Raw genomic sequence first — 23,735 nt, 5'->3', positions numbered from 1 at the left:
GGATATTTATCATGCAGCCGGTACAGCCATACCGACAGCTCTTGAATTTACAGGATAGCCCCCGGTTTGTAAGAAGCACCAGCCGGGTACTCCGCTACAAGAGCTTCCACAGAATCACGGAAATAATCCACCTGCGAGGCGGCCATGCCTGTTGCCCGGGAATTATGGTCGAAAATTTCCTGAAGTTCCGCCCGCGTCATGCCGAGACGTGAATCGGCACCGAGACGATCCAACAAGTCATTGGATGTGATTGAGCCCTTACGGAGATCATTGGAAACCGCCACAGCATGTTCCTTGATGACTTCGTGGGCGGTTTCACGGCCAACACCACGCTTGACGGCTTCCATGAGAATAGTCGTCGTCATCAGGAAGGGCAGATAACGACGCAGTTCCGCTTCGACAACGGGTTCGTAAATTCCCATTTGGTCTAAAACCGTCAGGAAGGTCTCAAACAATCCATCGGCAGCAAAGAAAGAATCGGGCAACACAACGCGCCGTACCACTGAGCAGGAAACGTCCCCTTCATTCCACTGATCACCGGCAAGTCCGCCGATCATGGTCAGCAATCCCTTGAGGATGATATGGAAACCATTAACACGCTCACAGGAACGGGCGTTCATCTTGTGAGGCATGGCGCTGGAACCCGTCTGTCCCTTGGCAAATCCTTCCGTCGCCAGTTCATGGCCGGCCATCAGGCGCAATGTCTTGGCAAAGGAAGAACAACCGGAGGTAAGTTCTACCAAGCCGGAAACGACGGAAAAGTCCAGAGAACGCGGATACACCTGCCCGACGTTCATCAACTTGGAGGGAATGCCGAGATGGGCACACACACGGTTTTCCAATTCAATCACGCGAACCTTGTCCTGCTGGAACAGAGACAACTGATCCAACTGGGTTCCGACAGCTCCTTTAAGTCCACGGACAGCATAGCGATCCATCGTTGAAATCCAGGAAGAAAGAGCATGGACGATTTCCTCGCCAAACATAGCTATCCTTTTCCCTACTGTCGTCGTCTGAGCCGCTACGTTATGCGTCCTGGCTGCAAGAGGTACATCCTTCCACTGCCCGGCACGAGTACTCATGCGGACGAGAACCGCGACGGCCTTGTCGCGAATGATTTGCATGGAACGCCAAACCTGAAGTTGTTCGACATTTTCCGTCAAATCCCTGGAAGTCATTCCCTTATGAATATGTTCACATCCAGCTAAATCGCAAAATTCTTCAATGCGAGCCTTGACGTCGTGCCGCGTAATACGTTCCCGGGCATTGATGGAATCCATATTGACCTGATCCTTGACCTGTTCATAGGCTTCAATCACACCGTCCGGAATATCCAGGCCCAGATCCTTCTGCGCCTTCATCACGGCAATCCAGAATTCACGTTCGAGAACAATACGGCCTTCGGCCGACCAAATGGACTTCATCGCGGAAGAAGCGTACCTCTCCGCTAAAACATTGGGAATGACACTCATATCTGCTCCTATTTTACCACTGGCAAGCGAAGAATGCACGCCTAATCCACCTGTAAATCCACATAACCAAGCAAATCCAGGCCTTTTTATTTCAGCATTGATTCCAATGCGGAACAAAGGGATTTCACCATGCGATTCAACACCTCTTCGTAGTCGCTGCTCAAGGCCTCGCAAGGCCAGATGTTGCTACTGGCGCTACGCCCCAGCGTAGAAAAGAAGAGTGACCTGGCAATATGCATAATAGACTGGATGTAGATGATAGAAACATCAGGGTAAAGTTTTTTGATACACGTCACATACAACTCATAAATCGGAGTAACGTATTTTGGAGTCATTCTCTCCTGAATAAATTCGGGTTCATGGGGAAGACGCCACAAAAGTCTGGCAAATTCACAACCTCCGTATTTGGAATCCAAAAGAATCTGAAACGCAGGTTCCATAAAAGCACGAACATATCCCTCTAAAGACGGGTTCTTGTCTGCTTTTGCCACGGCTCTGCGGCGAAGCTCAAGAATATCTTCCGCATAACGGTCGATGACAGCAAAATACAGGCCTTCTTTGCTCTCGAAGTAATAGACAATAGAAGCAAGGTTCACCTGTGCTTCCGCTGCAATAGCACGCATGGAAACACCTTCAAATCCATTATTGGAAAACAATTTCTGAGCTCCGTCAAGAATCCGAGTACTCGTTTCTGCGGACCGTTCAGCCTGTTTGCGTCGTATGTCTGTCATAGAGATCTGGTTTTGGATGATGGGCGCCATTCTTTGAATATGCCTTGCGGGACTTTATCTCATTTTTTCTTCATTGTCTAGACGAGGGTTCCAGAATTCTCCAAGATCCATGATGATTTGAATTAATCTTTAAGGATTGTTCGTCATATTTCTTTGATTTTTCTTTATTTCCTATTTGGGAATAAATTGTGGCTATCGCGTAGGGATAATCTGCGTTTTCCGGTTCAAATTTCATGCATTTTTTCAATTCGCGAATAGCGATTTCATGGTTACCCAAACTATTGTAAAGTAATGCCATATTATAACGGGCACGTGAGAAAAATTCATCAATTTCAACTGCTTTTTCAAAAGACGTCAAAGCTTGTTGATTTTGTCCAATTTCAACCTGTCCCAGCCCCAAAAGATACCATAGGGAAGCATCTTGGGGAGAAAGTTTGACAGCGTCTGTCATAAGAGCTACCGCTTCATTAATTTTCCCTTTACCGGAGAGATAAACGGCATAATCACGACGAACGACAGGAGATGTGGCATCCCAGCGTAGAGCTTTCTCGAACCACTCGCGGGCCGCTTCATCATTACCTCGTCCAGCTTCCAATTGGGCAAGTTTCATGGCACCGGACGGCTGGTCGGCTTGGTGCATGGCTGCCCTGCCCAATTCCAGAAATCCGGCACTCTCCTGGGGCAGTTCATCCCGAAGAGCCCATTCCGCCTGCAGGCGGACAACACGCGAGGAATCCTGGAGCAAAGGTTTCAACGCCTGGGGATCTGTCCTGCCGAGAACTTTGGCCGCCGCCGCCCGCAACAAAGGTGTTGGCGACTTCATCCCCTGTAGTGCGTAAGACTGGACACGCTGCTCATCAGACCAGGAATCCAGCAACTCCATCAGTGTTGCCTTCCATGTATCGTTCTCTTCACGTCCATACGCTTTCAGCAAAGCGTCCAGAGCACGTGAATCACCATCGTAGGCCCATTGAACTGCCCGGGTACGATCCCGATAACGAGCCATTTTAGGAGTCTTGCCATAATACTGCTCCACGACACGGGCGGCCCATTGGTCATCCTTGTCCTTATGGCACATCGTACAGGCATTGGGAATTTTCAATTCCAGGCTCATGGCCGGATCGGGAGAATTGAACGAATGGTCCCGGCGAGGATCACGCGCCATATAAGGGCTCTCCGGCATGTGGCACTCGACACAGCGTCCCCCCATGGAATCCGGCGGACACGGCGTATGCTTCGCCATGTCGATCACCGGAGCCGCCACTCCGTTGACTTTCTCACCCGTAGCATGACAACGCATACACAGGGCATTGTTTTCCTGAGGCAACTTGAGCAGGCCGGAATGAGGATCATGGCAATCCAGGCAGGTCACCCCCGCCTTACCCATCCTGCTGAGACGAAGCCCCGTCTCGCAATAGTCTTCATCGCGTTGCATACCGTTGGGCCAAAAGACACCGGGCTGAACGGGCAAAACCAATTGAAAGTGGTCATCAAATTTTTTGCCAATGGAGAATTCATGGTCAAACTCATCCCGTCTGGCATGGCATGCAGCACAATTGTCGTGGTTCTCTTCCAGAGTTGGCTTCCGTACGGTGGAAATCATGCAACCGGTCTTGTCCTCAGGTTTGTTAAGCAAGGGGCCATGACACTGAATACAACTCACACCGGGTTCTTTCCATGTGGAATGATAACGGTCGGCAGCAGGGTCGTAATTCTTACGGAAATCACTCATGTGGCACCATGCGCACTGGGAGTTCCAATTCATCCCGCGACCGAGCCAATGTCCCCAATCGTTGGAGGAACGTTCTTCCTTTCCGAAAATATCGAACCATTCTTTATGGTTCACATCCCACGCGGCGCTCATCGTATGATAACCTTCATCGGACGCCGGCAGCAGATACTGCACCAACGGCGTACGACCGGTAGCCCAGGCAACTTTCCATGTTTTACCAGACTTCTCATCCGACACCGATCTCTCACCATCCTTCCCTGTCGAAAATACAAGCGTACTCCCATGAGCCTTCAATTTGTTGCCATGGAAAGCTTCGGCGTCAAGCTGGGGATCCAGCTTGCGGAAGGCCCAGGCGTGATCGGAATTACTCCACTGACGAAATTCCTCCGGATGACAAGCCGCACATTGCAAGGAAACCGGCACCTCGCTTTGGTCCCAATGGGCGCTAGCTCCTTGATAAATCGGCCTATCCTGTCGGACTGCATCAGTCTTCAAACGGTTCCACCACAACAAAGCCGAACCGATACCCAAGAGCACTGCCGCACCACAGACCATCCAGATGATCCACGACAAACGAGAGGATTTTTTTTCTGTTTCCATCACAGTCAATAACTTCCCGGCTTACGCCGGATCAATGAGCAGCATCCCGGCACCATGCAAGTTTCCTGCTGGAGGGATGATGACAAAAAAGCCCCTTCCGGGCAAACCGGAAAGGGCTGAAAAAGCATAAAATAGAATTACCGGGGAAAATTATTCCGTGATGCCCCGGTCTGCGGCTTCCTTCGCTTTCTGTTCGCGAATCGCGGCCTTGATGGACATTTTCACGCGCCCCTTGTCATCAATACCGATGCACTTGGCAGTTACCATATCACCGACATTGACCACATCTTCCGTCTTGGCGGTGCGGCCATCGGCAAGTTCGGAAATATGGATGAGACCGTCTTTGCCGGGCAACACTTCCATGAACGCACCAAACGCGGTCGTGGAAACGATTTTACCCGAATAGAGTTCACCCACTTCGATTTCCTGGAACATGCGCTTGACCAGGTACATGGCCCGGTCGAGACCTTCCTGTTTGGAAGCATAAATATGTACCGTACCGTCATCTTCAATGTTGATGTCGGCTCCGGATTCAGCCTGGATCGCCTTGATATTCTTACCGCCCGGACCAATAAGTTCGCCAATGCGGTCGGCAGGAATCTTCGTGGATTCAATGCGGGGAGCATTCGGACTCATCGGTGCGGGAGAAGAAATGGAAGCGTTCATCGTTTCCAGAATCTGCATGCGGCCCTGCTTGGCAAGGCGGATAGCTTCTTCCAAAATGGAGAGCGGGATACCGGGCAGCTTCAAGTCGAGCTGGTAACCAGTCACGCCAACTTCCGTACCGCAAAGTTTGAAGTCCATATCACCGTAGAAGTCTTCGGATCCGATAATGTCCAGAAGGGTCTTATAGCTGGTGATCTCATGCTGGTCGTTCTGTTCCGTCACCAAACCGACGGAAATACCGGCCACCGGACGCTTCAGCGGCACACCGGCTGCCAGAAGGGACATCACGCCGGCACACACGGAAGCCATCGAGGTAGAACCGTTGGATTCCATGATTTCAGAGGAAATCCGAATCGCATACGGGAATTCTTCAGCACTCGGCACCACGGGAGCAATCGAACGTTCGGCAAGAGCGCCATGACCGATTTCACGGCGGTTCTGTCCTCCGAAACGCCCCGTGTCACCCACGGAAAACGGGGGGAAATTGTAGTGAAGAATAAAACGTTTTTCATTGGAGCTGCCCGTATAGTTATCCACATACTGCTTGTCTTCCACCGGAGCAAGAGTCGCCAAACAGACGGACATCGTTTCACCGCGAGCGAACAAGGCGGAACCGTGCACTACGGGAGGCAGGACATTGATTTCTGCGGTCAACGGACGCAGTTCCTTGATGCCACGACCATCAGCACGCTTGTCTTTCTCCATGATGGAAATGCGGAAAGCCTTCTTCTGGATGTATTCGAACACCTGTTCCACATCAAAATCCGTCGCTTCAGGATGGCGTTCCTTAATAGCGGTTTCCACTTCGTTGCGGAGGGCGCCCACCTTCTTCTGCCGTTCAATCTTGGAATCGGCATAAATAGCATCTTCAATGCGGTCTCCGGCAATTTCGTAACCGATTTCAAGCAATTCCGGTTTGGCAAGGCAGAGTTCGTAGGAGCGCTTTTCCTTGCCGCAAAGAGCGCGAAGTTCCTCCTGCTTTTCACAGATGATCCGCACGTTTTCCTGGGCGAGGTGAAGGGAAGCGATAAAATCGTCTTCGGAGAGTTCCTTCGCAGAACCTTCGATCATGATCACCTGATCCTTCGTACCAGCGAAGACAAGGTCAAGATCGCTTTCTTCGCGGAGGCTGTTGCCGGGGTTGATGACGAATTCACCATTGACTCGACCAACGCGCACAGCACCGACAGGTTCGGCAAACGGAAGGTCGGAAATCACGCAAGCCGCAGAAGCGCCGTTGATGCTCAAAATGTCCGGCTCATTCTCGCCATCTGCGGAAAGAAGAAGGGAAATCACCTGGGTATCGTAGAAATAACCCTTCGGGAACATGGGACGCAACGGGCGGTCCGTCATGCGGCAAGTCAGGATTTCTTTTTCTGTGGGACGGCCTTCGCGCTTGAAGTAACCTCCCGGGAACATCCCGGCAGCGGCAGCCTTTTCCTTGTATTCCACAGACAGGGGGAAGAAGGTCTGGCCTTCCTTGATCTTCGTGGCACTGACGACCGTCACCAGTACGATGGTGTCGCCGCTACGCACGGTTACAGCGCCGTCAGCCAGACGGGCCATTTTGCCGGTTTCAATGATGATGGGGCTTGTACCGACATTGCATTCAATCGAATGTATACTCATATTTCTTGTTTTTCAATCACCCTCGGCCGCAGCTAATCACACGCGCCGGCCAGGGGTGGGCATTGCGCAGGTGATGGTCAGGTACGGGCAGTGCCTCAGGAAGAATCTTTTCCATCTCCGGGAAAACCAGAAGGGTTCCGAAAACGTGACCAGGCGTACATTCCTACGAATCAAACGTCTAATCCAACTCCCGCCGATTGTTTCGGCCTTGGATAAAATTTTAAAATTTCTCAAGGCATGCCCGACGAAAAAACGGCCATGGACACAATCCACGAACGTTGCCCTACACAATAAGAGGTTACAAGGATAATGCAAGCAAATAGTTACAAGGCTACGAGATTCCCCTATCTTCATGGGGAATATATATTATTTGCCATTAAATAACTTATCAATAAAATACATTTTTTCTCTCCCTCCGGCAACGGTAAAGGCCCTCCGACATAACGCCGGAAGGTCTTCGGAAAAGATTGGAATAAACCCGTACTTACTTATCGGTCTTCTCTTCCTCCTTATCTCCGGCAGCAGGAGCGGGAGAAGGAGCTGCGGACGGATCCTTGGGTTGCAAAGCTTGAAACGCCTTCGCAAGTTCCGGGGTAATGAAACCACCCTGTCCGATGCGAGAGAGATTGTCTTGGAACTTCGTATTGATGTCCATCATCCTCTTCTGGAGAGCCTGCAAATCGGCACTTTCTTCGAGAGCAGGCGGGGTCAGGTTATCAGGCTTCATCATCTTCACCGTCAGAGCGGCGAATTTGGTAGCGATCTTTTCAATCTCCGGGGCAGCAGCCGTCGCGGAATCCTTATCTTTGATAGTATCCAACTGCGTATTCAGGGCAGCAAGCGTATCAGCCAATTCGGAAAGAACCGATTTCATGGTTTCCGCTGCCTGTACCGAAGCGGAAACCATGCAAATGCCGGCGGCAGTCAAAATAAATGGGGATGTTCTCATATTCGTTTGTGTGAGGTATCATTCATCGAAAAGGCTTAATACAGAATCGATGGAACCGGTTCTTTATACCCACACGACATGGATGAGTCAATCTCTTCCCTGTCCCGGTACTTTATTTTCCGAAGGAAATGGTTTTTTCAAAGGGCGTAATTGGAAATCAGTTTCCTGAGTTCCAGATACCTTCCAGCAAAGTTTCTCCGTCGGATCATTGGCCGTTTTCTCACCAAGAGTGATCCCGATCTCCTCACCGGGATGCAGGACAGTATCTTTTCCAAAAACAAACACCGCCCTTCCGGGGCCGGAAATAGCATACATTTCCATCAAAATACCGGTTTCCCCGGAATTGGAAATAACCAACTGATCATCCTCCTTTTTCATGACAGGTACAGGCTGTTTGATCTTTAACACGGGAACAAGCTTGGCGAAAGTAATCTCGGCCAAGCGCCTGGCTCCGGATGCATTCGGATGCAAGCCGTCCCCATACCACTGCGGCTTGGAAGCCATGGCCGTATACGCATCAAAGAGTTTTACTTTATGTTTTCCACCCACCCGGCTAATCAGCTTCTCGGCATCGCCCCGTCTGGCGGATGAGCCATTGTCTGTCCCGGAGAACTTATAATCCGGAGCAAAGACATTTCCGGGAAAAGCCTTCTTGCCGGCCGGTCCACGAAAATCCGGGCCCAATTTTCCCCATGCCAGCAAATGAGCTTTGGGGTTGGCCTTGTGCCATGCTGTCAACAACTTGTCGTAGCCTTGTTCAAACAATCGGGCATCCCACCACGAACCCGTATCATTAATGCCGAGATTACAAATATAAACATCGGCCGCATACGCGACGGAATCCTTGTACTGGGGAGTATCCCCATACCAGCGTCCATTCTTCTTCTGGGAAGGGTAATCTCCGGCCGTCTTGCCCGAGTTGCCGAAGTTTTTGACTTCATAACCGGGCCCCAGCAACTTGCCGAGAACGGCGGGATATCCCATAGTCTCCCGGGCGCCAATACCGTAACCGAAGGTAATACTATCGCCCACGCAAGCAACTTTCGTTGTCTCCGCCCAAACTTGTAACGCAGAACCAGCCAGCAGAAGGCAAATAGCGCGTCCTATCCATTTTCCGATCTTCATGTTCATCGCTTTATATCGTTGGAATAAAAGCTGTCTTCATTCTTCCTCATCGCCGTCCGTACGGAAGGGGACCGCCGGGAGACCGGCTCCGTTCACGAGGTTTGGTTCAACAAAACTGTCCCAGCAATACCGGGCTGACACAGGTTTGCGAACATCGGGAGACGAAAGAATCACCATAACGCCGCCATTGCCGCAATTCATCACTGCTTCTGCGGAATAAAATACACCGTCGTCACCAGCCAGTTCAAAGCACTTCGGTGTCTGACCATCTGTCGTCACCAACCCTTCCGAGTACTTGAATTGCAGGAATACATGCCCTCCCTTGATTTTCCAATCCTTCAGTTCCGGGCCAAAGGCCTGTCCTTTTCTCCCGTAAAACCGGTTCAAGGCCACATTAGCGGCGCGTTTGCCCACCTCGATCTTTTCCGGAGGGTGGACATTACTGTCCGCCGATCCCAAATCGATCGTATTGACGAATTCTACGTTCTTCAATTCACCGGCGACATCACTCTGCACCTCTCGGAACTCAGGCCAGTGAATGCGCAAAGGACTATGATCTTTGATACGCGGCAACTGGATCATGACAAATGGCAGTTCCGGATTCTTCCACCCGGCGCGCCAGGACTGGATCAAATCCATCAACAACTTCCTGTTTTGCCTGGAATCATTGATTTCGGCATCGGATTCGCCTTGGTACCAAAGGATCCCGTGTACCGGCAATCCGGTCAACCATTCAATTCCGCTCTCATACAAGAATGCCGGTTTGAAAGGATGCTCCGGCGTTTCCCCTTTCTCCAAACGGTCAGAAATATTTAATTTGGCTCGCCCTCGTACCCAGGCTGAAATGAAGGGAGATTCCAGCCATTCATTTCCCCGGCAAGATGCGTATTCCCTACGTTTTTCAATGATTTCTGAAGGCAGCCAGGCAGCCATTTCCGAACCGCCCAACGAGGAATGAATCAACCCAACCGGCATCCCGAGCGACTTCTGCAAATCGCGCGCAAAATAGTACCCGACAGCAGAACACGGAGCCACGCTTTCCGGGGAAGCCACCTTCCATTCACCCTTGAAAAAACCTTCCGGAGTCAACACGGAAAATTCATGTTCACCATACTTGCGGCCGGATGTCCCCGCCTGGGGTTCGTTATGCATAAGCCGCAGCATGGGATTGGCCGACGAGGGGATTTCATCCTTTCCGGAAGGCGTCTGGTTCATTCTCCATGCCATATTGGATTGTCCGGAGGCAACCCAGACAACGCCAACGAGAATATCCTCCAATTCGGTTTTCTCCTTCCCCTGCTCCACCGCCAGAACTTTGCCGGTAGAATCCGGTTTCATGGCAGGGAGAGACACCATCCACCTGCCTTGAGCGTCAGTCTTACCCTTCACTTTATTGTTGCCGAAGGAAACGACCACGGACTTCCCCGGATCTGCTGTCCCCGATACAGATACGGGCTTGCCATAAGGCAGCACCATATGACTGCCGAAAACACGGTCAAATTGTGGCGCGGCAGCCCATACCGAACATGCCGCCGTCAATAAAATACCAAATACTAGGGAGATTTTTTTCATGGGAGGACAACTCTGTAACATATCCCCGACTGTACCGCAACCTCGGAAAGCGGAGCAGCCCACCCAAGAGGCCAACTTCTTGTCAACCACAGGATGGTTTATTTCATTAACTGCTTTTTCCCCAGCCCCGTCAATCGTTCCAGGCTGTTGATCAAGTGCACAATGATCACCCCCAGCGCCGCCAGAAGAGGAACCCCGATAATCAGAAATCCCCACCAGGTAATCTTCCCTATAGCCACATTATAAGCAACCTGCTGCTCGGACACGGGAAGCAGAACAACCGGAGACATGAAGCCATACGACACAGCAAAGTTCGCAAAGGCTGAAAGCATAAAAGCACCTGCAAGAATCCAGGTCACGCGCGCCAACAAGGAATCATAGGCAGTTTCATGCCCCCTCGACCGGATTTCACGTTCAATCAACCGTACGTCAAAAACATCGTCTTTATAAATAAAAGTCTTCAACAAAGGAGCATTCGTCCGAGAAGACACCACGACAACTACCCCCAGAAAGAGAGGAATCAACGCCTCCTTTACCCCAAATAACCACGGTGTGCAAAAATGCACCGAACCGTCGGGAGCTATGACAAACAAGCTGATTACTCCCGTCAAAATCACCCCCGTCATCCCCACGGCAGACATCAAATCAAACTTCCCATCGCGGAAACGGGAATGGAGTCCGTACCCGATCGGAAACGCCAGGGCAATTACCATCGCCCACAACGGCCCGATCTCCCAAACCCTTTGTCCCGGCATGCGGATCCAGGGATCAATAGCTCCCTCGCTGCAATATTCCAGGACTGCTACCGGAATCAAAACACTCATTAAAATCCCCCACCACGAGGAAGACGAACGGGACGCAGTTTGAGAAGAATCCGGCATGTTAGTTTCAGAGAGCAAAAATCAATCCTGTCAGAAAAGAAGGTACATCCCCCTCTCCTGCGGAGTCGTAATTACCATAAAATCCCCCACTCAATCAAGCATTTGAATACATTCCTACCCCTCGGGCACTTCATCGGGCAGAAGCCATTTTGCACGATTGACCCGTCGGGATTTCCATGCTACAGACATAGGCATCAGGTGGAATTCTCCATCAAATTTCCAAAGATCATGAAAACTCCTATTACTGTCACAGTAACCGGTGCAGCCGGCCAGATTGCATACTCCCTCCTTTTCCGTATCGGTTCCGGCTCCATGTTCGGGCCCGAGCAGCCCGTCAATCTCCGCCTGTTGGAAATTGAACCGGCCATGAACGCCCTCCAAGGCGTTGTGATGGAACTGCGCGACGCTGCATTCCCCCTCATCAATGATATCGTTGCCACTTGCGATCCCGCCGAAGGCTTCAAGGGAGCCAACTGGTGCATTCTCGTCGGTTCCGTCCCCCGCAAAGCCGGTATGGAACGCAAAGACCTCCTCGGGATTAATGGCAAGGTATTCGTCGGACAAGGCAAGGCTATCGCCGCCAATGCCGCTCCCGATGTCCGGGTGTTCGTCGTAGGCAACCCCTGCAACACCAACTCCCTCATCGCCAAAGCCAGCGCCGCCGGCATCCCCGAAAACCGTTTCTTCGCCATGACCCGTCTTGACGAAAATCGCGCCAAGAGCCAGCTTGCCGACAAGGCCGGAGTTCATGTCACCGACGTCACCAACCTCGCTATCTGGGGTAACCACTCCTCCACCCAGTATCCGGATTTCACCCACGCCAAGATCAACGGCAAGCCCGTCACGGAAGTCATCACCGACACCGAATGGCTCCAGAATGACTTCATCACCACCGTCCAGCAGCGCGGCGCCGCCATCATCAAAGCCCGCGGAGCTTCCTCCGCCGCCTCCGCCGCCTCCGCCGCCGTTGACACCGTTCGCAGCCTCGTCACCCCCACCCCCGAAGGAGACTGGTACTCCGTTGCCGTCTGTTCCGACGGTTCCTACGGTATCGAAAAGGGACTCATGTTCTCCTTCCCGATCCGCACCAAAGCCGACGGTTCCTGGGAAATCGTTCAAGGTCTCGACATCGATGCCTTCTCCAAGGAAAAGATTGCCGCTACCGAAGCCGAACTCAAGGAAGAACGCGACGCCGTTCGCGAACTCGGCATCCTGTAAAAAACACCCTCGTTTTTTCTAATCAATATCTCAAAAGAGGCCTTCCGCTACACAACGGCGGGAAGGCCTCTTTTCTGATGTCGATATGAGATCCAATCTCATTCTTGATAGAAAATGGGGGGTACCCCTTCCTTCTCTTGACCGAAAAAAGGGCATGGCGAGACGAATATTCCCTGCCACGCCCGATTCCTTGCATGTCTATTTCCGTTTCTCCATCAAGGCTCCGCTTGGGGAAGAGAAACTGCCGGAGCGGAAAGAGGCTGGGGGGTACCGGATGAAGCCGGTTCATCGGCCTCCGATGCCGACACTGGCACCACGACCCGAACAGGTTTGTCCGACTCGGCGGGCGCCTGGACCTTCTGTTCCTCCAGTGACGGAGCCGGGACATCCTGAGACGGAGCAGGAGAAACAGCGGGGACCTGAACATCCTGGGACGAAGAGGAAGAATTGACAGAAACAGTCGCAGGCGGAGTCTGGCTGGCGGATGCAGGAGAATCGGCGCCTCCTTTCTCCTGATTTGCAGCGCCGCCCGCCCCAGTCACAGTCTTCTGCCCGTCAGCAGCAAGGGAAGCCGCCTTTTGTTTCGCTGCTAAAGCCTTAGCCGCCTTCTGGGCATCCCTCTTGACAAAGAAATCCTTACCCAGATCCCCCTTGATCAGTACGCGGGTACCGACCGGGGTCGCATTAAACAACTTCGCCGCAACGAGATCCGGCACACGGATACAACCGTGCGATGCGGGTTTCCCGGGAAGATACCCCTGATGGATGCCCACCGTATCCTTGATCCGCATGAAAAACGGCATCTCGGCCGGAACGAAACGCTGACCTTCGGGAACGGCATGAACACGGATATCGGCGTTGTCATTCATCACCTTACCCGTTTCTTTCGAAACAAACTGCCCATAGCAGGAATGGTGTTCCGAATTCTTGAGAAGCACCTTAAACTCGCCCTCCGGCGTACTCACCGAGTGTTTGCCCGTACTCACAGGAAAATATCCCATCAACTGATCACCTCGATAGAAATATCCCATCTGCTTCTTTTTATCGATCACAATCTCCGGTTCTCCCGGAGCAGAAGGATTATCCTGCCACTTGACCGTATCCCCGGGTATCAAACCGTTGTTGAAAAAACCATCCAACTGATCAAACGGCCGGGGTTTATATGTTTCGCTGCGAATCGTCGTTTCCTTGACATGCGGAGTCACCCAGCTGCAGGAAGAACATGCACATATCAGCAACATGGCGGCAACACATCCTCCAATCGTCCTTTCTCTCGTTTTTCCGTTCATTGTTCTACTCTCTCGTAATGCTCATCCTGAAAACTTCCGGGAACGGATATTCTGCTCCCACATTTCATTAATGATCTTTGCTTTACCGACTCGTGTCAAGAGGAAGTCTTCTTAAGTGACTATATTTCCAACGTTTTACGTCTTACTGAAATTTTCTTTGTTCACAAATGAAAGACACCTTCAGCAACTCACGTATATCAGTGAATAGCACCATGATGAAACCGTCATCCAGAAGACATTTCTTACAAATTCTGGGGCTTGCCTCCAGTGCCTTTGCCCTGAGTCCTGCGTCCCATGCCCGAGTCGCTTCGACAAGCTCGGCTCCATCCGTAGGACCCGCATCCCCCCCCGGCCAAATGGCTCCATCTACATGGGAGACTTCCGCGCACCCCGACTGGACATCGTCAAAATTGCCTTCATCGGCCTCAGCCGCGGTTTCACCCATCTTGCCAGCTCATGTGCCATCGAAGGAACGGACATTGTCGCCGTATGCGACCTTCACCAGGATCTCGTCGACCATGCCGCCAACCATGTCCGGCAAAAAACCGGCAAAACTCCCCGGCAATACGCACAGGGACCGGAAGCCTACCTCAACATGATGCAGGAGTGCAAACCGGACGCTGTCGTCATCAGCACGGACTGGGCCTCCCACGTTCCCATCGCCTGCAATTGCATGAAGCGAGGCGCCCACACCTTCGTGGAAGTCCCCTTTTCCCCATCCGTTGCTGAACTCTGGCAACTCATCGACACGAGTGAAGCCACGCAAAAGCACTGCATGATGATGGAAAACGTCAACTACGGACGAGAAGAACTCCTGTTCCTCAACATAGTACGCCAGGGACTCATCGGAGAACTCCTGCACGGAGAAGCCGCCTACATCCACAACCTGCGCGACCAACTCCTCCAAACTGACCGGGGAGAAGGATCATGGCGCACCGCCTACATGGAACTGACCAACGGCAACCTCTACCCCACCCACGGACTCGGCCCCGTCGCCCAATACATGAATCTTTCCCGCGGAGAAGACACCTTCAGCCACCTTGTCTCCCTCTCTTCGCCAGCTCGCGGGCGTGCCGAATTCGCCCGAAAAAAACTCCCCCCGGATCACAAATGGAATGCCGGCAAATTCATCTGCGGAGACATGAACAGCACCATCGTCCAAACCGGCCTAGGACGTACCATCCTCATCCAATGGGATGAAACCACTCCCCGCCCCTATTCCCGTCTCAACCTCATTCAGGGAACTGCAGGCACCCTTGCCGGGTTTCCGACTCGCGTCGCCGGAGAAAAACTCGGCTCGGGCAACTATCATGAATGGATCCAGGGTAAAGACATGGATGCCATTTACGAACAATACGAACACCCTCTCTGGAAACGAGTTGGCGACCTGGCTCAAAAAATGGGAGGACACGGCGGCATGGACTTCGTCATGATGTTCCGTATCATCGAATGCCTCCGTCAGGGAGCCCCCATGGATCAAAACGTCTACGAAGGAGCATTCTGGTCTGCCGTCGGCCCTCTATCCGCGCAATCCGTCGAGAATGGAGGCATGCCCGTCCGGTTCCCGGATTTCACGCGAAACGGCTGGAAAACCACAAAACCTCTCGGCATCATATCCTGATCCGGATTCCCGGTCCCGGGATAAATTTCTTTTCCTCATCGTCCCCAAGACGGCAATTACTTCATGTCATCAATATACATCTTATTCAATTCCAATTGCGTATATCTCTTTTTGAGAATCCTGTAAGTATACGATACCGCTACAACAGGTACAAAGCCACAGATAAAAAACGGAAACCATACATGATAAGGTTGTCCCGTCAACAACGCGACACCGCCGGCAAGCAACAACACGACGCCGACAGTGAAAAAAAACTTTGCCGCCCCCAGGACAAAACTTCGACCCCTGCCTTTGGGAGCAAGTACTCCGGTCATCGTCCCCCAAATTCCACCGAAAAGGCCGATCGACACTCCAAGAATATTGGCAATCAAATGCCCCGTTGTCTCATTGAACCACATATTTTATTCCTTTCTCGTTTTATGTTTATGATATTCATTGATCAGAGACTTGGCTGCCTCCAAACTGATCTTTTCATTCAAAGCTAGCTGCTTGATGTGCATCACGAAAGGATCTCTCATTTCAACTGTGTCTGCCTCTTCGATTTTTTGAATCAACCTATCCAGACGCAACCTCACCGTCGGATATGTAACCCCGTATTGCTGCGCCACAGCCTTCAATGATCCTGAAGACAGAACAAACCGCTTGATGAAGTTCATGTCTTCATTCTCAAGATGCGTGAACCAATCCGACATTATATGCATGAAATCTTCCTTATTTGATTTAATAATGTTAAAATACTATTGAAAATTATTCATGTCAACTTTTATATATAATATCACACGAGCCAGAAGAGAAATCTGTATCTTCCCTCCGAGTCAACCACACTCGCCTATTGAACGAATTTTATGAAATAATAGGCTTGACGATCAAAAGCAAATCAGCGGGAAAGAAAGAAAAGATAAGACATTTATTCAAATTTAACGTTTTTCTACCATCATTTGGCAGATAAACGCGGTTATTTGAGGACGTAGTTAGAGTGAACCCTCTATATTGATCTTCCACTGTTCTAAAGTGTGTTTTTACACTATAGAGAAAATAACCAAATAATACCATTATGAAAATAACGTCATGTATCGCGGGATTTATGGCATCGGTCACAGTATCCGGTGTTTCCGTCTCAGCAGGAGTTCAGGCTGCATCACATCGTCTTTGGTTTAACAAACCAGGGGACGTTTATGAGATACGGACCCCTTGGAAAGGAAATCCAAAAAACTATCAACAGCCGAAACAGCTCAGAGGGAATGCCTGGGAATCACAGGGATTACCTATCGGCAATGGACGAATTGGAGCCATGGTTTTTGGAGGAGATGTTCGTGAACGTTTGGCTCTGAACGAAATCAGCTTTTGGAGCGGTGGGGAAAACCCTTCTATGGGGTATGAATACGGTCCCTTGTCGGGACAAGATCAGTTTGGATGTTACCAGCCTTTTGCAGATTTTTTAATCGAATTTGCTTCATCGGGAGAAACAAGTAATTATACCCGCTCTCTTTCTCTGGACGACGGCATCGCTCGGACCTCTTATACCAAGGATGGCGTAGAGTATAAACAGGAAGTCTTTGCCAGTTTTCCAGATCAGGTAATAGTAATGACTTGTACAGCTAGCTCCCCCGGTCGTCTAGATGCCAAATTCATGTTCAAACCGAATCATACGGTAAAAATGGCGGCTCAGGGAAATGAATTGATTATGGCCGGCACCTTGAAAAACGGTATGGCCTTTGAGGGACGGGCTGTTGTTCTGAACCAGGGTGGGCAGATTGCCGCCAAAGGCGCTAAGGCAAATGTAACAGTAACTTACGATAATAACAAACCTGTCATGAAAACGGAGAAACTTCCTTATCTGGATCTGTCAAAAGCCGATTCGGTGACCATTATTATTTCTCTAGCGACAGATTACGAAATGGATTTCAAGAAAAATTGGAAAGGGATGTCTCCTGGACAACGAAATAAGAACTATCTGGACAAGGTCGCAGGAAAGTTGCCGAATGAATTGAAGAGTGTTCATATCAAAAATCACAAGTCCCTGTTTGACCGGGTCAAACTAGATTTGGGTAAAACGGATCCATCTGTCGCGTCACTGCCGACGGATGAGAGAATAAAGGCTTATCAAAATAAACCTGAGGATCCGGAGTTGGAAGAGACCTTGTTCCAATACGGACGGTACCTACTAATGTCCAGTTCCCGTCCGGGAACGCTCCCTGCTAATCTACAGGGGCTCTGGAACGACCATGTACAGCAGGCCTGGGCCTGTGACTACCACAGCGATATCAATATACAAATGAATTACTGGCTGGCAGGTCCCACCAATCTGCAGGAGTGCCAGACATCTCTGTTGGATTTCTTCACGGCCATGACGCTTCCCAGTATCCAAGCGACAAAAAAGACATTCAAGAATCAGGGGGGAACTCCAGCGAGAGGATGGACGGTTGCCTTCAGCCAGAATCCTTTCGGAGGTCATGGTTGGGCGTGGAACATTCCCGGTTCCTCTTGGTATGCCTGCCATATGTGGGAACATTACGCCTTCACTCAGGATAATACGTATCTCAGAAAACAAGCTTACCCTATGATGAAGCAAATCTGCCAGTTCTGGGAAGACCATCTGAAGGAACTCGGAGAACATGGCAAAGGACTTGTCTCGAACGGAAAAGAGCTGGATGTATCTCAGTATCCGGAATTGAAGGATATTAAAAAAGGCACGCTAGTTGCTCCGGATACGTGGTCGCCCGAACACGGTCCTCGGGAAGATGGTGTGGCTCACGACCAGCAACTGGTAAGAAATCTTTTCGACATGACCATTATAGCGGCGGAAATATTGGATGTAGACCGGGAATGGGCGGAACAGCTAGCTCGCAAGAGAGACCTCCTGGCTGATCATAGAATAGGCCGGGAAGGCAATCTTCAGGAATGGATGATAGACCGTGATCCCCGAACGGCACACCGCCATACATCACATCTTCTAGCCGTCTACCCCTGTAACCAGATCAGTGTGGAGAAAACCCCCGAACTGGCGGCAGCCGCAAAAAAATCACTACTTTGGCGAGGAACATCAGGAGACAGCCGCCGATCCTGGACGTGGCCCTGGCGTACGGCCTTGTGGGCTCGTTTTCAGGAAGGGAACAAGGCTCATGAAATGATCTCCAGTCTGATCCAGTATAATATGCTGGACAATATGTTGACTACTCATCCTCCTATGCAGATGGACGGTAACTTCGGAATTACGGCGGGCATGGCAGAAATGCTGCTTCAGTCGCATAATCCAGGAGAAATTTCTCTTTTGCCCGCACTACCGGCTGCCTGGCCGTCGGGTAGTGTCAAGGGACTCAAGGCAAGAGGGAATATTACCGTCAACTTTGAATGGAAAAACGGAAAAGTAACGAAGAAGGAGCTTTTTTCGCCTAGCCCTCAAAAAGTAAAGGTTATAACCAATGGAAATGTGGAGACTGTCGAAACCGGGAAACTGCCGCCAGTTCGATAAATGGCTTCCGAAAAGGAAGAATGATTGAAAAATAACGGTTCTCATTCATTTTGACATTGACCAAAAAATCCCCGGATTCTTTATCACAAGACGCCGGGGATTAAAATAAATGGTGGAGGCGAGGGGAATCGAACCCCTGTCCTGAATGCCGTTGGTGCTGGCATCTCCATGTTCAGACGCATATTGCTGCAATCTCGCGTCCTCTCCGCCATGCGTCAGCTATGAGGCTCGCCAGTTGCCTGTGGAAATCTCGTGCGCGGCGCGGCAACCCCGCTTTGCACCAGCCTGCTGATTATGACGTCTTCCCACCTAGCAGGCGTTGGTGATCGGACGAGGCCGCGTTAATTAGGCAGCCAGTGCGAGCTCGTTAGAGTCTGCATTTATTTTTTTGATCAGCTTTTTAGAAGGCCAACTGATCAACCTTCACATGCAGCCGGCACCTCAAACTTCCAGTCGAAACCAAGGCGCCCCCACGTTATGTATGTTGAGACAAAAAAACCTGCCCTTTGTTCGAACTTCTTTGTCCGTAAGGCAGGATTCCGTGTCTTCATGGTGCAAATGGCACGCCCGTAGGGATTCGAACCCCAAACCTTCTGATCCGTAGTCAGACGCTCTATCCAATTGAGCTACGGGCGCTTTTATGATTTGCATCATGTACCACCGAAGCGGTGAGAGGAATATACACGGTTCTTGATTTTCGTCAAGCAGTAAACGGAAAAAATTATTAGAAATTCTCATCTTTTTCCTTATTTCCTCCTTGATGGCGCAAGGCGAAGGGGTTTCGACTTCCATGTTTTCCGAGGATATGGCAAATTAGGTGGGACGTATTATGAATGAGTTCCGCGTTCTCCGAGATCCCCTGCTTGCCCTGGAAACCTATTTCGGCTTTTCCGGGTTGCGAGAAGGCCAGGATCAGGTTGTCCAGGCTGTTCTGGAGGGCAAAGATGCCCTGGTCGTGATGCCGACGGGTGGCGGGAAATCCCTTTGCTATCAATTGCCTGCCATCTGCCGGGAAGGAGTAACTCTGGTCGTCAGCCCGTTGATTGCATTGATGAAGGATCAAGTGGATGCCCTGGAGCAAAAAGGGATACCCGCCACCATGATCAACAGTTCCCTCTCCATGCAGGAACAACGGGAACGCCTCCACAAAATGCGGGAAGGACTCTACAAACTGGTGTATGTGGCTCCGGAACGGTTCGGACAACCGGGATTCAGGCGTGCGCTGGCGGAAGTGGAAATCGATCTTGTCGCCATCGACGAAGCCCACTGTCTCTCCCAATGGGGACATGACTTCCGCCCCGATTATTTAAAACTGGGCTACGCCATGAACGAACTGGGTAATCCCCAGCTGCTTGCCCTAACAGCTACGGCTACTCCGAAAGTCCGCGAGGACATCCTTTCCCATCTCCCGATGCATGATCCCGAAGTGATTGTACGCGGGTTCGCTCGCGAAAATCTCCATTTCCGCATCACACCCTGCGATACGAACAAGGAGAAATTCAAAAAACTCCACGAAATCGTCCGCACCGGCAAGACGGGTATCGTATATTGCACCACCCGCAAGAAAGTGGAACTCGTCTATGAGGAACTCTGTAACCTTGGAATCAATGCCATTGCCTACCACGCCGGCATGGATGACAATGCCCGGGAGGAGGCTCAGAACAAATTCATATCCAAAGAAGCCGATGTTGCCGTCGCCACCAACGCCTTCGGAATGGGAATCGACCGCGACGACGTCCGTTTCGTCGCCCATTTTGAAATTCCCGGCAGTGTTGAAGCCTACTATCAGGAAGCAGGACGGGCGGGACGTGACGGAGACGATGCCAGTTGCGACCTGCTGTTCAACCACGCCGATCTGAGAACACAGGAATTCTTCATCGAAGGGGCCAACCCCGGATTCGTCTTCATTGTCGACCTGTACGAAATGCTCCGCAAGTTCTGCGACGCCCAAACTCACGAGCTTTTGTGGAGCATGGAGGAAATCGCCACCAAAATGCAGTGCAAGAACGAAATGTCCGTCGGTTCCGCTCTGGCGGCTCTCGCCCGGGCCGGAGCCATCGAACGCTTCGATGTCCCAGGACAACGCATCCGCGGCACGCGTATCCTCCATCCGGAATGGGGTGCCCAGCACATCAATATCGACGCCCAGGCTATTATTGAAAAGGAGAACCGTGACCGCGACAAACTCAAGGCCATGACCTCCTACGCCTACTCCGACGGCTGCCGCCAGCAATGGATTCTCCAATACTTCGGCGAAGGAGACTCCGAACCTTGCGGCCATTGCGACCAATGTGCCGGCATGGACGGCTATACCGCAGAGGAACTGGGGCCGCAGGAGACGGAAATCGTCCGTAAAGCTCTCAGCGGTATCGCCCGGGCATCCTACCGCAACCGGGATGGTCAATGGGAGGGACGCTGGGGCAAGGTGAAGATCATTCAAATGCTCAAGGGCGCCAAAACCCAGGATATTCTCAAAACATCCCTGCCCCGCCTGAGTACCTACGGCATCCTCTCCGACATGACGGAAGACGCCCTCAAACAACTCTTCCAATCACTGAAATTAGCCGGTTACCTCCGCACCTGCGGGGCGGAACGCCCCATGCTCACCATCAGCAAACGAGGCCATGATGCCATGATGGGGCGGGAACCCGTCCGCATGATCTGGCCTCTGGCGCGCAGCAAAACGCCCGCCCGGGTTCTTGCTCCGTCTGCGGCCTCTACGCGAGGAGGCCCCACCCGCCCGCGCTTCAACAATGCGCGTCCCGACTTCGGGGTATTCGACGAAGAACTGTTCGGGAAACTCAAGGATCTCCGTCGCGAATTGGCGGAAGAATACCACCTCCGCCCCTACATGGTTTTCCACAACAGCACGTTGGAAGCCCTCGCACGACTCAAACCCACTACGCGCGAAGGAGCTATGAACATCCACGGCATCGGCGCCGGCAAGGCGGACAAATACCTCGACGATTTCCTCGAACTCATCGCAGAGCACGAAGGAGTTTGAACATTCTTTGCAGAACGTTCCTCCTTCGATGAGGCCCTTGGAAAAGCGTACATATCGGTCAGTCCTCCACCCGCTACCGCCATTCTTCCCATCATGCACGGTAATTGGTCTTGCGCTCAAGGAAAAGTCCTGAGAAATTGCGTGTGCTATGCCGGATTTATCCAATATGCCCCAAGGCGAACGCGTCATTGAGATCATGGACACCACCTTGCGCGATGGAGAACAAACATCGGGCACATCCTTTTCCTCGAAGGAAAAGTTGAGTATTGCCCGTCTGCTGGTCAAGGAATTGAACGTCGACCGCCTGGAAATCGCATCCGCCCGCGTCTCTCAGGGAGAGATGGAAGGCGCCCGTGAAATCACCGCCTGGGCAGATAAATTCGGCTGTCTGGATCGCATGGAAATCCTCGGTTTCGTCGACGGCGGCATCTCCCTCGCCTGGATCCTCAACTCCGGTTGCCGCACGGTCAACCTGCTCACAAAAGGTTCCCTGAAACATTGCGAAGGCCAACTGAAGAAAACACCGGAAGAACACTGGGACGACATCCGCCGCAACATCGACATGGCGGAACGCATGGGTATCGCCGTCAACATTTACCTCGAAGACTGGTCCAACGGCATGCTGAATTCACCCGGATACGTCCACGGCATGCTGGAATCCTTGAAGGACAGCCCCATCCGCCGTTTCATGCTGCCGGATACCCTCGGCGTACTCAACCCGTGGAACACCTATGACTTCTGCGCAGAAATCGTAGCCTCCTTCCCCGGATTGTACTTCGACTTTCATCCGCACAACGACTACGACCTGGCCGTCGCCAACGCCGCCGCCGCCGTCAAGGCTGGTATCAGCGGCCTCCATACCACGATCAACGGCTTGGGAGAACGCGCGGGAAATGCCCCTCTCTCCAGCATCCTGCCCGTATTAAAAGATCAACTGCACGTTTCCTGCCGTGCCGTGGAGAAAAAGATTAACCACATCAGCCGCATCGTGGAAAGCTGCTCCGGCATCCGCATCCCTTCCAATAAGCCCGTCATCGGCGCCAACGTATTCACCCAGTGCGCCGGCATCCATGCCGATGGAGACAGCAAAAACAACCTCTACTGCAACGACCTCCTCCCGGAACGTTTCGGCCGCGTCCGCGAGTATGCACTCGGAAAACTCTCCGGCAAAGCCAATATCCGTAAAAACCTGGAGGCCCTCTCCATCCAGCTGGACGAAGATTCCATGCGTCGAGTCACGGACAGAATCATCGAACTCGGCGACAAAAAAGAAGTCGTCACCGCCGAAGACCTCCCCTACATCATCGCCGATGTTCTCAAGCAGGATCGCGAGGAAGAACAAGTCCGCATCCTCAACTACAGTCTCTCCCTAGCCCAAGGACTCAAACCCGTCGCCACCATCAAAATCCTCATCAACGGTCGCGAATATCAGGAAACCTCCTCCGGCGACGGTCAGTACAACGCATTCGTCCAGGCCCTCAAACGGATCTACAAAAACCAGCTCAAGCGAGATTTCCCCCGCCTCACCAACTACTCGGTCAATATCCCGCCAGGCGGGAGAACCAACGCCATCGTCCAAACCTTCATCTCATGGGAATACAGGGGAGAAGCCTTTCGCACGCGCGGGCTCGACCCCGATCAAACGGAAGCAGCCATCAAGGCCACCATCAAAATGCTCAACAAGATCGAAACCATGCACTCCGACCGGTCCGGCCTCCAAAACGACTTCCACTCTCCAGACGATACGCAACCTGCCTACTATTGACAGAGGCGG

The 23,735-nt window shown here is 51.7% G+C and carries 16 protein-coding genes, 1 tRNA gene and 1 other RNA gene; 5 read left to right on the top strand and 13 right to left on the bottom strand.

Translation table 11 applies throughout. The features are described from left to right. Positions 1 to 47: 47 nt before the first annotated feature. The 8 genes from purB to QET40_RS07195 all read right to left on the bottom strand — a co-directional run bounded on the left by purB (position 48) and on the right by QET40_RS07195 (position 11,357). Positions 48 to 1,472, bottom strand: a complete 1,425-nt coding sequence (purB, locus tag QET40_RS07230) for an adenylosuccinate lyase (protein WP_280126500.1) — start codon at positions 1,470 to 1,472, stop codon at positions 48 to 50. Positions 1,473 to 1,558: 86 nt separating this feature from the next. Further along, a complete protein-coding gene (locus tag QET40_RS07225) occupies positions 1,559 to 2,203 on the bottom strand; it encodes a TetR/AcrR family transcriptional regulator (protein WP_280126499.1) in 645 nt (214 codons plus the stop codon). Positions 2,204 to 2,273: 70 nt separating this feature from the next. Continuing rightward, positions 2,274 to 4,535, bottom strand: coding sequence for a multiheme c-type cytochrome (locus tag QET40_RS07220; RefSeq protein WP_280126597.1), 2,262 nt, complete (start codon positions 4,533 to 4,535; stop codon positions 2,274 to 2,276). Positions 4,536 to 4,685: 150 nt separating this feature from the next. Next, positions 4,686 to 6,830: a polyribonucleotide nucleotidyltransferase gene (locus tag QET40_RS07215; protein ID WP_280126498.1), complete on the bottom strand. Its 2,145-nt coding sequence runs from the start codon at positions 6,828 to 6,830 to the stop codon at positions 4,686 to 4,688. Between the two features lie 484 nt (positions 6,831 to 7,314). Continuing rightward, positions 7,315 to 7,779 (bottom strand): hypothetical protein, encoded by a 465-nt coding sequence (locus QET40_RS07210; protein ID WP_280126497.1) that lies wholly within the window; start codon positions 7,777 to 7,779, stop codon positions 7,315 to 7,317. A gap of 87 nt (positions 7,780 to 7,866) precedes the next feature. Beyond that, positions 7,867 to 8,904, bottom strand: coding sequence for a GDSL-type esterase/lipase family protein (locus QET40_RS07205; protein WP_280126496.1), 1,038 nt, complete (start codon positions 8,902 to 8,904; stop codon positions 7,867 to 7,869). Positions 8,905 to 8,940: 36 nt separating this feature from the next. Next, positions 8,941 to 10,476: a sialate O-acetylesterase gene (locus QET40_RS07200; RefSeq protein ID WP_280126495.1), complete on the bottom strand. Its 1,536-nt coding sequence runs from the start codon at positions 10,474 to 10,476 to the stop codon at positions 8,941 to 8,943. Positions 10,477 to 10,574: 98 nt separating this feature from the next. Then, complete coding sequence (locus QET40_RS07195) at positions 10,575 to 11,357, bottom strand: VC0807 family protein (protein WP_280126494.1); 783 nt, start codon at positions 11,355 to 11,357, stop codon at positions 10,575 to 10,577. A 228-nt stretch (positions 11,358 to 11,585) separates the two neighbouring features. Here QET40_RS07195 and QET40_RS07190 point away from each other — a divergent pair, with 228 nt between their 5' ends. Continuing rightward, a complete protein-coding gene (locus QET40_RS07190; RefSeq protein WP_280126493.1) occupies positions 11,586 to 12,575 on the top strand; it encodes a malate dehydrogenase in 990 nt (329 codons plus the stop codon). Between the two features lie 215 nt (positions 12,576 to 12,790). Here the strand turns inward: QET40_RS07190 and QET40_RS07185 are convergent, their stop codons facing one another. Then, a complete protein-coding gene (locus QET40_RS07185; protein ID WP_280126492.1) occupies positions 12,791 to 13,816 on the bottom strand; it encodes a L,D-transpeptidase in 1,026 nt (341 codons plus the stop codon). Between the two features lie 418 nt (positions 13,817 to 14,234). Between QET40_RS07185 and QET40_RS07180 the strand changes: the two genes are divergently transcribed. Continuing rightward, the gene (locus tag QET40_RS07180) at positions 14,235 to 15,485 is read left to right on the top strand and encodes a Gfo/Idh/MocA family oxidoreductase (protein WP_280126491.1); all 1,251 of its coding nucleotides are present in this window, start codon (positions 14,235 to 14,237) and stop codon (positions 15,483 to 15,485) included. Positions 15,486 to 15,541: 56 nt separating this feature from the next. Here the strand turns inward: QET40_RS07180 and QET40_RS07175 are convergent, their stop codons facing one another. Both QET40_RS07175 and QET40_RS07170 read right to left on the bottom strand, forming a co-directional pair. Then, the gene (locus QET40_RS07175) at positions 15,542 to 15,856 is read right to left on the bottom strand and encodes a hypothetical protein (protein WP_280126490.1); all 315 of its coding nucleotides are present in this window, start codon (positions 15,854 to 15,856) and stop codon (positions 15,542 to 15,544) included. Positions 15,857 to 15,886: 30 nt separating this feature from the next. Beyond that, positions 15,887 to 16,186: a DUF2089 family protein gene (locus QET40_RS07170; protein ID WP_345783059.1), complete on the bottom strand. Its 300-nt coding sequence runs from the start codon at positions 16,184 to 16,186 to the stop codon at positions 15,887 to 15,889. A gap of 353 nt (positions 16,187 to 16,539) precedes the next feature. Here QET40_RS07170 and QET40_RS07165 point away from each other — a divergent pair, with 353 nt between their 5' ends. Further along, the gene (locus QET40_RS07165) at positions 16,540 to 18,957 is read left to right on the top strand and encodes a glycoside hydrolase family 95 protein (protein ID WP_280126488.1); all 2,418 of its coding nucleotides are present in this window, start codon (positions 16,540 to 16,542) and stop codon (positions 18,955 to 18,957) included. 110 nt (positions 18,958 to 19,067) lie between these two features. Here QET40_RS07165 and ssrA read toward each other — a convergent pair. Continuing rightward, positions 19,068 to 19,429: a transfer-messenger RNA gene (ssrA, locus tag QET40_RS07160) on the bottom strand. 87 nt (positions 19,430 to 19,516) lie between these two features. Beyond that, positions 19,517 to 19,593 (bottom strand) — tRNA-Arg (locus QET40_RS07155). Between the two features lie 193 nt (positions 19,594 to 19,786). Here QET40_RS07155 and QET40_RS07150 point away from each other — a divergent pair. Then, complete coding sequence (locus tag QET40_RS07150; protein ID WP_280126487.1) at positions 19,787 to 21,961, top strand: RecQ family ATP-dependent DNA helicase; 2,175 nt, start codon at positions 19,787 to 19,789, stop codon at positions 21,959 to 21,961. A 196-nt stretch (positions 21,962 to 22,157) separates the two neighbouring features. Further along, positions 22,158 to 23,726, top strand: coding sequence for an alpha-isopropylmalate synthase regulatory domain-containing protein (locus QET40_RS07145; RefSeq protein WP_345783064.1), 1,569 nt, complete (start codon positions 22,158 to 22,160; stop codon positions 23,724 to 23,726). The last annotated feature ends 9 nt before the right edge of the window (positions 23,727 to 23,735 follow it).

It is taken from the genome of Akkermansia sp. N21169, from assembly GCF_029854675.1.
GTDB lineage: Bacteria > Verrucomicrobiota > Verrucomicrobiia > Verrucomicrobiales > Akkermansiaceae > Akkermansia.
This window is presented reverse-complemented; position numbering and strand designations above follow the sequence as displayed.

What these genes read in the sequence shown, in the direction of transcription:
- QET40_RS07150 (WP_280126487.1), top strand. Translation starts at nt 19,787, where the DNA reads ATGAATGAGTTCCGCGTTCTCCGAGATCCCCTGCTTGCCCTGGAAACC.
- QET40_RS07165 (WP_280126488.1), top strand. Translation starts at nt 16,540, where the DNA reads ATGAAAATAACGTCATGTATCGCGGGATTTATGGCATCGGTCACAGTA.
- QET40_RS07195 (WP_280126494.1), bottom strand. Translation starts at nt 11,357, where the DNA reads ATGCCGGATTCTTCTCAAACTGCGTCCCGTTCGTCTTCCTCGTGGTGG.
- QET40_RS07215 (WP_280126498.1), bottom strand. Translation starts at nt 6,830, where the DNA reads ATGAGTATACATTCGATTGAATGCAATGTCGGTACAAGCCCCATCATC.
- QET40_RS07170 (WP_345783059.1), bottom strand. Translation starts at nt 16,186, where the DNA reads ATGCATATAATGTCGGATTGGTTCACGCATCTTGAGAATGAAGACATG.
- purB (WP_280126500.1), bottom strand. Translation starts at nt 1,472, where the DNA reads ATGAGTGTCATTCCCAATGTTTTAGCGGAGAGGTACGCTTCTTCCGCG.
- QET40_RS07190 (WP_280126493.1), top strand. Translation starts at nt 11,586, where the DNA reads ATGAAAACTCCTATTACTGTCACAGTAACCGGTGCAGCCGGCCAGATT.
- QET40_RS07200 (WP_280126495.1), bottom strand. Translation starts at nt 10,476, where the DNA reads ATGAAAAAAATCTCCCTAGTATTTGGTATTTTATTGACGGCGGCATGT.
- QET40_RS07225 (WP_280126499.1), bottom strand. Translation starts at nt 2,203, where the DNA reads ATGACAGACATACGACGCAAACAGGCTGAACGGTCCGCAGAAACGAGT.
- QET40_RS07180 (WP_280126491.1), top strand. Translation starts at nt 14,235, where the DNA reads ATGGGAGACTTCCGCGCACCCCGACTGGACATCGTCAAAATTGCCTTC.
- QET40_RS07145 (WP_345783064.1), top strand. Translation starts at nt 22,158, where the DNA reads ATGGACACCACCTTGCGCGATGGAGAACAAACATCGGGCACATCCTTT.
- QET40_RS07210 (WP_280126497.1), bottom strand. Translation starts at nt 7,779, where the DNA reads ATGAGAACATCCCCATTTATTTTGACTGCCGCCGGCATTTGCATGGTT.
- QET40_RS07205 (WP_280126496.1), bottom strand. Translation starts at nt 8,904, where the DNA reads ATGAAGATCGGAAAATGGATAGGACGCGCTATTTGCCTTCTGCTGGCT.
- QET40_RS07185 (WP_280126492.1), bottom strand. Translation starts at nt 13,816, where the DNA reads ATGTTGCTGATATGTGCATGTTCTTCCTGCAGCTGGGTGACTCCGCAT.
- QET40_RS07220 (WP_280126597.1), bottom strand. Translation starts at nt 4,535, where the DNA reads ATGGAAACAGAAAAAAAATCCTCTCGTTTGTCGTGGATCATCTGGATG.